The sequence below is a fragment of the Paraburkholderia caffeinilytica genome, assembly GCF_051027425.1.
GTDB classification, from domain to species: Bacteria; Pseudomonadota; Gammaproteobacteria; order Burkholderiales; family Burkholderiaceae; genus Paraburkholderia; species Paraburkholderia caffeinilytica_A.
The window spans coordinates 1,034,734-1,047,704 of record NZ_CP186552.1 but is presented as its reverse complement, the minus strand read 5'-3'; the positions used below and the strand labels follow the sequence as shown (position 1 = coordinate 1,047,704).

The window sequence follows — 12,971 nt, the reverse complement described above, 5'->3', positions numbered from 1 at the left end:
CGAACCCGGGTTAGCCCCAGGCGAAATCGGCATGCCATCTGGAGCCCGCAAACCGTCGCCCGGCAGATGCCGCCCAATATTTGAATCCGACACCCAAAACCTTGCGCGCGATATCCGGCAACTACCACCCGGCAAGAACGAAAACACTACAACCACAACCCCGTAGAAACGAAAAAGGCGCCGAAGCGCCTTTTCCTCTCAAACAGCACCGCGAGTCAAATTACGGCGCGTTGTGCTTTGCTTTGTCCTTGGCGTCTTCCTTAGCGTCGCCATAAGCCTTTTGCACTTTGCCGGCGCCTTGCTGAAGGTCGCCTTTAAGCTCCTTACCGGGGTTGTTGGTGACTTTACCGACGACTTCGTTGACCTTGCCCTTGATCTGCTCGCCCACGCCCTTCACCTGGTCCTTGTTCATATTCGGCTCCGATATCTGGAATGCCGGCGCGACATTACGCCAGTCACCCTGTTCAGCAACGGGTGTACCCGCACCCGCCACCACCCCATTTCGCCCGACGAACACCGGCATGAAAAATATTTCAAAAAAGCCCTAAAGTCCCGCCGCTGCCTGCCGTAAAGGTGCCAAGGAGAGGCTATGGAACGCACACTCATTACGCTGACGGGCTCACCTCATGCGACGCTGTTCGATCAGGACATCGCGCATATCAGGCGCGTGATGCGGCCATCTTTACACGGTGATCTCGGCGGACCGATTCTGCCCGCCGCCTATTGGCGCAAGCGTCTGTGCCAACTGCTCGACACCGGCAATCTGTCCCACGCGCAGCTCTGTTCGGTGGACAGCCTCCTGCTGCAACTCGACCAGTTCGAAGCCCAATCCCAGTCCGTCTGGAATCCGTTGATCCCGGCAACCGCTGCGCCGTTCCCGCCGCTCTCGCCAACGGCAGCCGGCCGCCCGCTCTGACGCGCCGCAAGCCCTGATGGCCGGCCATTCGCGCCTGCCAGTCCGATTCTTCCCCGTTTAAAAAAAGGCCGCGAACCAAGTCGCGGCCTGAACACGTCGCAACGCGGGGAATTCGCGTCACGCCACAAGCCTACACGTCCAACTGTGACAGTCGCGTTTAGGCGAAATGGTCTTTGAATGACTGGAAATTTTCTGCTCGCAGCCGGCAAAAATAGGAAAAAGGGACGACCTTAGGTCATAATGTCCGCAAAAATTCCCAGCAAGGACCTCCGTGACCCTCGCCGCACCGCTCGGCCTGCTCAAGCAGGCGCGTGCCCGCTTCACTCAACGCGAAATTGCAGCGCATGTCGGCAAGGACATCAAGACGGTGCGCCGCTGGGAAAAAGGCGAAACACCCTGCCCGTCGATGCTCGAACCGGCCTTGCGCGATTTGCTGCATAGCAGCGGCCGGACGAAGGCCGGCGCGAATCCCGGCGACGCCCAGTTCCGCTTCATCGATCTGTTTGCCGGCATCGGGGGCATTCGCCGCGGCTTTGAAGCACATGGCGGACGGTGCGTCTTCACGAGCGAATGGAACGACTTCTCGAAGAAGTCCTACCAGGAAAATTATCGCGACGATGACAACGGCCACCAGTTCGTCGGCGACATCGTTTCCTATGCAGTCGATGCCGTTCCATCACACGACGTGCTGCTCGCCGGCTTTCCCTGCCAGCCCTTCAGCATCGCAGGCGTGAGCAAGAAAAATTCGCTTGGCCGTCCGCACGGCTTCGAATGCACGACACAAGGCACCCTCTTCTACGACGTTGCACGAATCATCGCTGCAAAGCGGCCGGCCGCGTTCCTGCTCGAGAACGTAAAGAACCTGTTGTCGCACGATAAAGGCAATACCTTCAGGACCATCCTCGCCGTGCTGCGCGACGAACTCCACTACGACGTCCACTACAAGGTCATCGACGGCCAGCACTTTACGCCGCAACATCGCGAGCGAATCGTGATTGTGGGCTTCCGCGAGAAGACCGAGTTTACGTTCGACGATCTGGATGTCCCGGCCGAAGGGCCGCGCCTTGCTTCTATCCTGCACAAGACCGACGGAACCGAGCCGGTGCTGGAGCATGACGGCGACCGTTTCTTCGACCACGCGTCCCGCGCGGTGCAAGCCCGGTACACCCTCACGCCGAACCTATGGGCGTATCTGCAGGCCTACGCCGAAAAGCATCGGGCCGCGGGCAACGGGTTCGGGTTCGGGTTAGTGACGCCGGATAGTGTCACGCGCACGCTATCCGCTCGTTACCATAAGGACGGTTCGGAAATTCTGGTTTCCCAAACCAACGGCAGGCGGCCGCGCCGTTTGACGCCACGTGAGTGCGCCCGTCTCATGGGTTTTCCGGACGACTTCGTGATCCCCGTGAGCGATACCCAGGCGTATCGCCAGTTCGGCAACAGCGTGGTGGTTCCCGTCATGCAGGAAGTGGCCCGCATCATGACCCCGCATGTCACGGAACTGCTCGCACGGGGAATGGCGGTTCGCCTCAAGAGCTAGTCGCTCAGCGGCTATTTCAGCGAGCCTGAAATAGCGCGCGCCACGGCGTGTGACCGGAAAAACCGGCCACGCCATTTGAACGCAGCAAGCTAACCTAAGCACGTTTTGTTGGTTTGATTGTCGCACCGGCCGCGCGACAATTTCAGCGCACGGTACCGGCAAATGCCGATTGCCGCTTCCATTCCATGCTGCGCTCCCCAGGCTGATCTCATGAAGGCGTCCTCCTCACATCGCCGGCCACGCTTCGCCGGAAAAATGCTCGTTGCGGCATGCGCGATTGCAGCACTCATCCTTCAGGGCGGTTGCAAGCCTCAGGACGATCACGCGCAGACATCCGTGACTTCCGCGCCGGCCCCGGCCGACACGCCGGCAAAGCAGGAAATCACGTACTTCAAGTATCCGGACAACCCCGCCTTCGATCTCGTCTACCTGGCCGACAAGCTCGGTTACTTCGAGAACACCAGCACGCGCCCGAAATACGTGGGCAAGATTGCCGCGCCACAGATCATTCCGCTCGTCGGGACGGGCGAAATCGACTTCGGCACGCGTATGGTGCCGCTGGTCATTTCGGCAATCGCCAGCGGCGCGGATATCAAGGTAGTGTCCGCTGGTGGCGAGACGCTGCGCGATGCACCGCATATGAAATACTTCGCCCGCACGGACTCCGGCATCCGCGCGCCGAAGGACTTCGAAGGCAAGACGGTGGCATTCAACAGTTTCGGCGCCTGCGCCGAGTTCGTGACGAAAAAGTATCTGTCGCAACACGGCGTGGACGTCTCGAAGGTGAACTGGATCGTCGTGCCCGACAATCAGTCGCAGCAGGCGCTCGTGACGAAGAACGTCGATATCGCGATCATTCATCCGCCCTTCTCGGGCGCCGCCGAAGCCGATCCGCAACTGCACAAGTTGTGGAGCGACTGGGATGAAGACGGCGGTCTGGGCGGCATGGCGCCTTACAGCGTGAATGGCGCGTTTGCGCGGGCGCATCCCCAGGCCGTGAAGGATTTTGTCACCGCGATAGCGAAAGCGGGCAACTGGGTCAACGCGCATCCGGACGAGGCGCGTCAGCTCACCGCGGAACGGCTTGGCATCGACGTGAAGCTGGTCGAACGGTACGCCTATGTGAAGGACCTCGTCGTCACTGAACCGCCGATCCAGTACTACATCGACATTCTCGAACAGGCCGGCAAGATTCCGAAGGGCAAGGTTTCGGTCAAGGACGTCTATACGAACGAGTACAACCCGTTCGCCGGGAAGCAGTCTCAGGCGAGCGCGACTACGCCCGCGAACGGGAACCGGTCATGAGCGAAGTGACCCGCTCACGCGACAGGATCGTCGCGCGCAACCTCTCGCTCACGTATGCAAACGAGGCGACGGATTCGAGCCATACCGTGCTCGACGGCTTCGATCTGAGCGTTCGCGATGGCGAGTTCGTCGCGGTGCTCGGTCCGAGCGGCTGCGGCAAGTCGACCTTCCTGAGCATTCTCGCCGGACTGGTGCCGCAAACGTCGGGCGAGATCACCGTGGACGGCGAGCCTGTTAGCGCCGCGCGTCAGAAGCTCGGCGTCGTGTTTCAAGGTTATGCGCTGTTTCCGTGGCGCACGGTCCGCAAAAACGTCGAAACCGGATTGGAGATTCGCGGCGTGAAAGGCGCGCAACGGCGCAGCGAGGCGGAGCGGTTTCTGCGCCTCGTCGGCCTGCTCGATTTCGCCGATCACTATCCGCATCAACTCTCGGGCGGCATGCGGCAGCGCGTGGCGATCGCGCGCGTGCTCGCGTATGGTCCCGAGATCCTGTTGATGGACGAACCCTTCGGCGCACTCGATGCGCAAACGCGCGAATCGCTGCAGCAGGAACTGCTTGGCATCTGGGATCAGAGCGCGAAGACGGTGGTGTTCGTTACGCACAGTATCGACGAGGCAATTTTTCTTGCGGATCGCGTCGCCATCATGGGGCGCGGGCCGGGTCGCGTGAAAGAGATCATCGACATCGATCTGCCGCGTCCGCGTCATGCTTCGATTCGTCATTCAGCAGACTTCGTCTCGTTGCGGGAGCGCGCATGGGCGAGCCTGAGCCAGGAACTGGATGGTGAGCAGGCGCCTGCGCGCGCCGTTGAATTACACGCGGAGGCTTAGCGTGTCAGAGCAGAACAGTGTCCGGGAACTTCCGGTTCCGCTCGCCCCCAGGACGCGAAGCCCGCGCGTTGCGCGCCGCAGCGTACGCTTTTCCGTGGCGTTCGAGCGCTCCATTGCGCTCATCGTCTTCGTGTCGCTATGGGAACTGTTGCCACGTCTTGGCGTTGTCAGCACGGCTTATCTGAGCCCGCCGTCGCAGGTGGCGCTCGCTATCGTCCGGCTCGTCGACAGCGGCGAAGTGTGGAAACATCTGGGCGCGAGTGCGCTACGGTCCATCAGCGGTCTGTTGCTGGCGGTCGTTGGCGGCGTGGTGTCCGGTTTCGCGCTCGGCTGGTTTCGCCGCGCCGAACGCATTGTCGATCCGCTTTATCAACTGCTTCGGCAGGTCTCTGCTTTCGCGCTGTTTCCGGTGTTTATGCTTTTCCTCGGAATCGGTGAATCGTCGAAGATCGCCATCATCGTGTGGGCGGCTTTCTGGCCCGTGCTGCTCAATACGATTTCGGGTGTCAAGCAGGTCGAACGGATCTTCATCGACTGCGCGCGTTCAATGGGGGCGTCGCAGGGATTCATCTTCACGAAGGTGGTATTGCCCGCCGCACTGCCCGAAATACTCACAGGCGTCCGGCTCGCGGGCGCGTACAGCATCACGGCGCTCGTCGCGGCGGAGATGATCGGCGCCCGCTCGGGACTCGGCTTCTATACGCTCAATTCGCAGGAAACGTTCCAGATTCCCGACATGTACGCGGGCATCGTGCTGCTGGCGCTGTTCGGTCTTCTGATCAACAAGAGTCTCTCGCTGCTGGAACGGCGCCTGCTGCGCTGGCGCGTGGGTCTCACACAGAATGGCTAGGACGGGGCACACGGCGGCGCTGGAGGGCGGCAGACGGCCGCGCTGGACGTCGTATGCGGTCGTCGCGGCGCTGGTCCTGTCAGGGCTGATGCTGTGGTCGCCGGTAAGTAGCGCACTACGCAGTCTTTTCGGCGATGAACGGCCTTTCGCCGCTGCCATCGCGCGCGGCACGCTGATCGTCGCGGTCCCGTCGCAGCCCATGCCGACGCTGACCGTCGGTAAGGTCGACCGCACGAAGCGCGCACCCGAGACTTTCTCCGCGGCCCTGGCTGCGGATCTCGGCCGGCGTGTCGGACTTCCCGTCGAGCTGCTGCTCACCGAGCCGCAGGAAGCGCGTTCGGCTGTGCAATCGGGTAAAGCGGATGTGGCCATCGCCGGACTTGCCTTTGCTCCCGATGCATCGATCGCCTTCGCGCCGAGCGCTTACTCGTCCGGCCGCGGCGCGGCGTTAGTTTTGCGGCACGGCAACGTGCAGGACTGGAGCGACTTGAAGAACCGCACGATCTGCGCAGCGCGGCAAAGCCCGTTCGCCGCGCGTGCCGCGTATCGACTGCAGGCGGCAGTGCAGAGCTTCGACCGTCCGCTCGACGCGTTGCTCGCTTTTCAGGCCGGCGAATGCGCCGCGCTCGTCGACGACGAGTACGTCGTTCGTGCCTTGCTCAAACAGCCGGACTGGGCCTACTACCGCGAATTGCCGGGCACAGTTGCGCCCGCGCCCGCGTTCATTGCATTGCGGGGCGGCGATGTCGCGAGTGCGACGTTTGTCGAGCTTGCCGTGGCCGACTGGCGCCGTCAGCGCTGGTTGTCGACGGTACGTCAGGATCAGGCGACCCGGCTCGCGTTCGACATGTTCAACGCCGACAACGATTTGTATTGCCACTAGTGTCGAGACACCAGGCTTTCCTGAATAAGTTTCCTCGCCAGCGCGTCGGCTTGCTGCGTTTCATCGCCGGAGACAAACGGGGCGCTCGCACCTGCGGGATTGACCGTACTGGTGAGCGCTCCGTCGCGTTGATGCGTGTCGACCGACACGTTCATCGACAAGCCAATACGCAGCGGATGCGTGGCCAGTTCCGTCGGGTCCAGGGCAATCACCACCGGCACGCGCTGCACGGTTTTGATCCAGTTGCCGGCCGCGTTTTGCGGCGGCAACATCGAAAACGCGCTACCCGTTCCCGGCGACAGTCCACCGATCCGGCCGTGAAATACCATCCCCGATCCATACAGATCGGACACCACCGAAACCGGCTGGCCGATGCGGAGGTTGCGCACCTGTCCTTCCTTGAAGTTTGCCTCGATCCATAATTGCCTGACCGGTACGACCGTCATCAACTGCGTGCCGGGCGCAACGGGCTGTCCAATCTGCACGGAGCGCTGGGCCACGGCGCCCTCGACCGGCGCAACAAGCGTCGTACGCGCGACCCGTTCGTAAGCAAGCTTCAGTTGCTGCACCGCCTGCATCACGCCGGGATCGTCTTCGATAGGGTTCGAGCCGCTCGCGGCCAGTCCGCTCGCGAGCTGGCTGCGCGCAGCATCGAGATTGGCCTGCGCCACCGCAACCGACGCTCGCGCGCGGCCGTACTCTTCGCCGGAGACCACCTGCACCGCGGCGTCCGAGCGCGCCTTCAAGGCCTGTTCGGCCTGCCCGAGTTCCGCTGCGCGGGCTTTGACGGCGGCCTCGTACATCGCATTGGAAAACTGGGCGCTGCGCGCCTGCCGCACGGCACGGATGAGTTCGCCCTGCGCCTGCCCCAGCGCGATGCGCGCCTCGGTGTCGTCGAGCCGCACCAGCGGTTGTCCGGCCTTGACGTACTGCGTATTGCCCACCAGCACCTCCCGGGCGGTGCCCGCCACCTGCGCCGCGATCGGCACAACGTTGCCGGCAACATACGCGTTATCCGTTTCCTCGATGAAACGCCCGGAGATAAACCAGTTCAGCCCTACCGCCACGGCCGCGACCGCCGCGGCACCGAACAGCAGCGCCAACAGCCGGTTGCGGCGGGAGATCTTCGCTGGGTCGCGATGCACAACCGGCACGCGTTCGCCAAGCAGGTTTTCTGTACTCATGCGACTCAGCTAGAGGAAGGATTGATAGAAGGATGATCGCCACGCGGACTTTCGTGCAGATCCTGCTTCGCGGGCTGACCCGGCGAAGCAGCGACGGCCCCCGTCCGGTTCGCCTCGAAGCCGCCGCCGAGCGCCCGAATCAGCGCAATCCCAGCGTCGCGCCGTTGCGCGTTGAGTTCGAGGAGCCGCAGTTGCTCGTTGAGTTGCATATCGCGTTGCGTCAGCACGTCGGCTTGCGGGACGAGGCCGCGGCGTTGCCGTTCCGTCGCGACGGCGAGTATCTGCTTGTGCGCGGCGACGATCTGCTCCTGCTGGCCAATGAGTGCCGTGAGATTGCGCAGCGTCGCAATCGACCGGGCGACTTCGGTCAGGGCGCCGTCGAGCGTCTTGTTGTAGAGCGCAATCGTTTCGTCTGCCTGTGCATAGTCGCCATGCAGTTGCGAGTGCAACTGACCGCGTTCGAAAATCGGCAACGAGACGGCGGGTCCCACGGCAAAGAATAACGACGCGCTCGAAAACAGCGAGCCGAGACTCAATGACGACAGACCGCCCCCCGCGGACAGATTGATGTTCGGATAGAACATTGCGCGGGTGGCGGCGATTTTCGCCGTCGCGGCTTGAACACGCAGCCTTGCAGCGACGATGTCCGGACGCCGTCCGAGCAGTTCGAGCGGCAGGTTCGCGGGCACCGACAAACCATCGGCATCAACCAGCTTCGGCCGTTGTAATGAGAGACCGCGTTCCGGGCCCGCGCCGGTCAGCGCACCGATCTGCAATTGCGTTTGCATGATTGAATCGTCAATCGTCTGCAACTGCATGCGTGAGGCAGCCTGTTCGATCTGTTCCTGCTGCGCGCTGTAGGTGCTGTCGATTCCCCTCGCCTCGCGCGTGCGCCGGATCACGTCGAGTTGGCCCGCTTCATGGCGCCTGGCCTCAATCAGATCGCGCCTCGCATACGCGTAGGCCAGCTGGCCATAGAGAGTGACAAGCGAAGTGGTGATGGTCAGGCGAGCCTGCTGCGCATCGACGCGCGCGGCATCCCGTGCCGACACGAGCGCCTGGGTGAGCGCACGGTTCTTGCCCCATAGATCGAGCTCATAGTTGGCGCCGACGATAACGCTTCCGGGCGATACCCACGGGTCGCTAAAGAGATTGATCGGCACCGTGGTGCCGGCGACGTCCACGTTCGCCGCACCGTCGATGGCAGGCATGCGCGCTTTGTAGGCTGCCGCCGTCGCGCCGCCCGTGAGTCCCGTGCCGGACGCGAAGCGGTCGAGTTGCGACTGCGCCTCGGCGATCCGCGCGCCGGCAACCTGGATATCCGGGTTCGCCGCACACGCCTCCTCGACAAGCGCATCGAGTTGCGGGTCGTGAAACGACGCGAACCACTGCGCCTCCGGCCACACGCCACCCGCGTCTTTCGTGGTTCGGGCGAGTGCTTCCGGGCTGGGCGAATGCATGACAAGCGGTTGATAAGGGCTGTGGTCCGCGCAACCCGTCAGCGCACACAACACCGTCACTGAAGCGGCTGACGCGCAAGCCCGGAGTCGCTTCAAGACGCGGCGGGAACGGCAGATATCGATCGCCATCGATCAGCCGCGCGCCAGACGTGCAGCGAGCCGCGGGCGCGCGGCTTCGAGCGGACCCAGCCTGCCGAGCACGCCGTCGACCATCCCACAGACAATGCCGGAGAGCTTCGCCAGCTTGCCGGATTCGAAGAGCAACACCTGCCAGACTTGCATGAGCGTGATGAGATTGGGCACGAGCGCAACCGGAAGAGTCGGCATGTATTGAAGACACAGATGCATGCCGTTGCGTGCCATGTAATAGCGGCGAAATGCCGGGTGATTCATCGAGGTGACGCGTATCGGACCGAGCCGATGTTCCCGCTTTTCACCGATACGATGCGAGAGGATGAGACGTGGCTCGACATAGAAAGGTACGCCGCGCAGCAGCGCACGCAATGAATATTCCGTGTCCACATGATCGATAAATAACGGTTCGGCAAACGTGCCCAGCCGCTCATAAGCGAGACGCGAAATGACACAGCCGGAAGACAGAAGAAAGGAGCATGGCTGTAACGATGCGCCGGCTTCGAAGATCAGCCGGCGGATCGACAGGCCGTTGCTGTACATCTGCGGCAGGAAGCGCCGGATGTTCTCGTCGTAGATACGCGGCCCGATTGCAAAGGGTCGTGCGCCGAGCGCCGTGCAGGACTCGCGCATCACCCGGAAGTAGTCGGCACTCACCAGCGAATCCTGATCGAACAGCGCGACGGCATCAAAGCCGCATTCGAACAGATGCGTGAGACCCCGGTTGTAAGCGCCCGCAATGCCGCCGCGATTGGCATTGCGAAGGTATTCGATGCCGTGCGCGGTGAGTCCTCTCGCGATCGAGGGGACGGCCACCGGCGAATTGTCGACGGCCAGCACCGGCACGCCGTGTTCGCACAGTTCAAGCAGATGCGCCAACTGTTCGGTAGTCGGGCGATACAGCACCACCAGTGCGCCGATTCGTGGCGCATCGCCACCCGCGGCCACACTGGCTGGAGAGGAGATCGTTTCGCTCATGATCGTCATACCGGGATGCACGTCAGTGTCCGGCGCGCGCAGCGGACATGCCGCGCCACGGTCCGGTTGCCCAGATCAGCGCAGCGAGTGCGAGGCACACGAGGCTTGCCATATAAAACAGGTCGTTGGTCGCCATCATGTAGGCCTGTTGCTCGACCACATTGCGTACGGCAGCCAATTGATTGGGACCCAACCCAAGTGTTTGCAGCGATCGCATGAAGAGGCTTGTGCCGCTGGACGCATGCGTCACCGACTGCGCGAGGTTGCCATAGTGATGCGCGGCGCGGTTGTCCCACCAGGTGACGCTAAGCGCGGTGCCGAAAGCGGCGGACAGCGTACGCAGGAAATTCGACAGCCCTGACGCAGCCGCGAGTTTTTCGTTGGGGATGCGCGACAGGATCGCCGCGCTCAACGGAATAAAGAAGCATGGCAGACCGATGCCTTGAATGAAGGTCGGCGTGACGATTTGCCAGAACGACATGGTTAGCGTGAAATGCGAATCCCACGCCAGCACGGCAAAAAACACCAGAAACCCGAACGACGTGACGATACGGGCATCGAACCGGTCCAGGAAAATTCCGATCAGCATGGAGAAAACGAGCGCGAGGATGCCGAGCGGTGCAACCGTCAGTCCTGCCTGAAATGCGGTGTACCCCATCACGGTTTGCAACCACAGCGGGAAGATGACACCGATCACAGAGAAGCTCACCATCCCGAGAGAAATGATGGCTACGCCGAAGGAGAAAGTGCGGTTGCGAAACAGGCTGAGGTCGATGACCGGATAAGGTTCGGCCGACTCCCAGATCAGCAGCGAGACCAAGGCGAGCGCCGCGATCAACGAAAGCCCGACGATCAAAGACGAGTCGAACCAGCCGTGGTCGCGCCCGAGGTCGAGCACACCTTGCAGCGCGCCCACGCCGACAACAAGCAGCACGATGCCCATGGTATCCATCGGCGGTTGGTGCGGATCGGGAGGCTCGCGCCGCAACAATGTGGCGCATGCCGCAAAGGCAAACAGGCCGATCGGCAGATTGATAAAAAAGATCCACGGCCAGGAAAACTGGTCGATGATCCAGCCGCCCAGCACCGGGCCGAAGATCGGCGCAAGCAGAACGGTCATCGCCCAGAGTGCGAGCGCGAACACGCGCCTGTGCGGTGGAAACGATCGCAACAGGATCGCCTGCGACAGCGGCACCATTGGGCCTGAACTGAGTCCCTGCAGGGCCCGGCATAGCACCAGCAACTCCAGATTGCCGGCCATGCCGCACAGCAGAGAAGTAAGCGTAAACAGCAGCACGGACCAGATGAACAGGCGCGCTTCACCGATTCGCTGCGACAGCCAGCCTGTCAGCGGCACGGCGATGGCTGCCGCGACCGAGTACGAACTGATGACCCACGTAGCCTGCGAATTCGACACGGCGAGACTGCCGGCAATGGACGGCACAGCGACGTTCGTGACGGTCGAATCGAGCACCTCGATGAACGTGGCGAGCGAAAGCGCGAAGGTCAGCAACGCGAGCCACGCGCCGCGCAACGGCGGCGCCTCGCGTTCCCCGATAGTGTGTGTAGCGATGCCGCTTGAAGTGCTCATGTGATTTGTATTTTTCCAGGGCCGTTCAGGCGGCCGAACGCGTGCCGGCAGCGGCACGGTGATCGGCCCAACGTTCGATGTATTGCGCGGCGGCTTCGCAGGCGTCGGGGGCGGTGCCGATCCGCTGTCTGGCAATCCCGCAACGGGCCGCTATCCACCGATTCGTGGTGACGTGCGAGAGTGCCGAGGCGAGCGCTTTGCCGCTGGCAGGGCTGTCGATGCGAACGCCGCAACCGCTCTTCGCGACCCGCTGGGCGTTGTCGAACTGATCGTGCGCGAACGGCGTGACCACCTGGGGAATGCCGGCCTCGAAGGCAAGTGCGGCCGTGCCGATTCCGCCGTGATGAACCATTGCCGCGCAGTGAGGCAACAGCGAGCGCATTGGAATGAAACTGCGCGCCAGCACATCGCGGCGTGCGCGCCATCGCTCGCCGGCGTTGCGGGCGAGGACGATCGCGCGTGCGCCGGTACGGCGCAGCGCCTCGTCGACGGCGCCGAAATACGCGCGCTCGTCAGTCAGCGTGGAACCCGGTGTGAAGACGACCGGCCGGCTGCCCGACGAGAGGAAAGTATTCAGCTCGTCGTCGAATGCGTCGGGCGACACGTCGTTGAAGAGCGGAAAGCCCGCCATGAAATGATTGCGCGGCCAGTCGGGCTGGGCCGCGGCAAACCAGTCCGGAAACAGGCACAGCACGCCGTCCGTCGAATGCGACCATTGGCCGAGAATGCGGCTCGCCGGCGCGAGACCCAGCGTTGCCCGCACGTCGTTCAGCGCGGGGCCACACGCCTTGTCGAGCACGCCGGTCTCGATCATTTCCATGCACTTCGTCCTGACGGCAAGCGGCAGCCACATCGGCACCGTCAGGCGCTTGTGCGTAGGCGGCGCACTCGCGGAAAGCAGCGTCGAAGGCGACACCTGAACGGAGACGTACGGCGTGCCATGTACCTCCTGCATCAGGCGGGCGGCGAATGCCCACAACGAGCCGACCAGTATCGTGTCGGACGTTGCCAGTGCCGCAAGCACGTCGAAGTGCGGCCGGATGCTCGGCGCGATGATGCTCCATAGCGTGCGAAACGACGTACGCGGATTCCAGAGCGCGGGGCTGGCGATCGCCTGGGCATACTCGTCCCACGTGCCGATCGGCACGAACGCGAAACCCTCCTGTTCCGCCAGCGACGCGAACTGCGGATGCGTGCAAAGCACGATCCGATGTCCGCGCTGCGCCAGCGTCCGGCCAATCCCGACGAACGGATAAACGTCGCCGGCCGAACCGATTGCGGTAATGACAATGTGGGCCATGA

12 protein-coding genes are annotated in these 12,971 nt (G+C 62.8%); 6 read left to right on the top strand and 6 right to left on the bottom strand.

What is annotated here, in order from left to right:
- Positions 1–220 precede the first annotated feature (220 nt).
- Entirely contained in the window at positions 221–412 is a 192-nt protein-coding gene (locus ACOSV0_RS04570; protein WP_434110163.1) for a CsbD family protein, read from the bottom strand.
- A gap of 177 nt (positions 413–589) precedes the next feature.
- On the opposite strand from ACOSV0_RS04570, the gene ACOSV0_RS04565 reads away from it, so the two are divergent.
- The 6 genes from ACOSV0_RS04565 (at position 590) to ACOSV0_RS04540 (ending at position 6,324) form a co-directional block, all read left to right on the top strand.
- Positions 590–916: a hypothetical protein gene (locus ACOSV0_RS04565; RefSeq protein ID WP_434109024.1), complete on the top strand. Its 327-nt coding sequence runs from the start codon at positions 590–592 to the stop codon at positions 914–916.
- Positions 917–1,187: 271 nt separating this feature from the next.
- Positions 1,188–2,456, top strand: a complete 1,269-nt coding sequence (gene dcm / locus ACOSV0_RS04560; RefSeq protein WP_434109023.1) for a DNA (cytosine-5-)-methyltransferase — start codon at positions 1,188–1,190, stop codon at positions 2,454–2,456.
- 210 nt (positions 2,457–2,666) lie between these two features.
- Positions 2,667–3,761 (top strand): ABC transporter substrate-binding protein, encoded by a 1,095-nt coding sequence (locus ACOSV0_RS04555; RefSeq protein ID WP_434109022.1) that lies wholly within the window; start codon positions 2,667–2,669, stop codon positions 3,759–3,761.
- Positions 3,758–4,591, top strand: coding sequence for an ABC transporter ATP-binding protein (locus ACOSV0_RS04550; RefSeq protein ID WP_434109020.1), 834 nt, complete (start codon positions 3,758–3,760; stop codon positions 4,589–4,591). Before ACOSV0_RS04555 ends, ACOSV0_RS04550 begins: the two co-directional genes overlap by 4 nt.
- A 94-nt stretch (positions 4,592–4,685) precedes the next feature.
- Complete coding sequence (locus ACOSV0_RS04545) at positions 4,686–5,441, top strand: ABC transporter permease (protein WP_434110161.1); 756 nt, start codon at positions 4,686–4,688, stop codon at positions 5,439–5,441.
- The gene (locus tag ACOSV0_RS04540; RefSeq protein ID WP_434109019.1) at positions 5,434–6,324 is read left to right on the top strand and encodes an ABC transporter substrate-binding protein; all 891 of its coding nucleotides are present in this window, start codon (positions 5,434–5,436) and stop codon (positions 6,322–6,324) included. The genes ACOSV0_RS04545 and ACOSV0_RS04540 overlap by 8 nt, the downstream gene beginning before the upstream one ends.
- Here ACOSV0_RS04540 and ACOSV0_RS04535 read toward each other — a convergent pair.
- The 5 genes from ACOSV0_RS04535 to ACOSV0_RS04515 form a co-directional block, all read right to left on the bottom strand.
- Entirely contained in the window at positions 6,321–7,508 is a 1,188-nt protein-coding gene (locus ACOSV0_RS04535; protein ID WP_434109018.1) for an HlyD family efflux transporter periplasmic adaptor subunit, read from the bottom strand. The genes ACOSV0_RS04540 and ACOSV0_RS04535 overlap by 4 nt on opposite strands.
- A gap of 5 nt (positions 7,509–7,513) precedes the next feature.
- A complete protein-coding gene (locus tag ACOSV0_RS04530) occupies positions 7,514–8,968 on the bottom strand; it encodes an efflux transporter outer membrane subunit (protein ID WP_434109017.1) in 1,455 nt (484 codons plus the stop codon).
- Between the two features lie 132 nt (positions 8,969–9,100).
- Positions 9,101–10,078, bottom strand: a complete 978-nt coding sequence (locus ACOSV0_RS04525; protein ID WP_434109016.1) for a glycosyltransferase family 2 protein — start codon at positions 10,076–10,078, stop codon at positions 9,101–9,103.
- Between the two features lie 22 nt (positions 10,079–10,100).
- Positions 10,101–11,669, bottom strand: a complete 1,569-nt coding sequence (locus tag ACOSV0_RS04520; RefSeq protein WP_434109014.1) for a DHA2 family efflux MFS transporter permease subunit — start codon at positions 11,667–11,669, stop codon at positions 10,101–10,103.
- 25 nt (positions 11,670–11,694) lie between these two features.
- A complete protein-coding gene (locus tag ACOSV0_RS04515) occupies positions 11,695–12,969 on the bottom strand; it encodes a glycosyltransferase (protein WP_434109012.1) in 1,275 nt (424 codons plus the stop codon).
- Between the last annotated feature and the right edge of the window lie 2 nt (positions 12,970–12,971).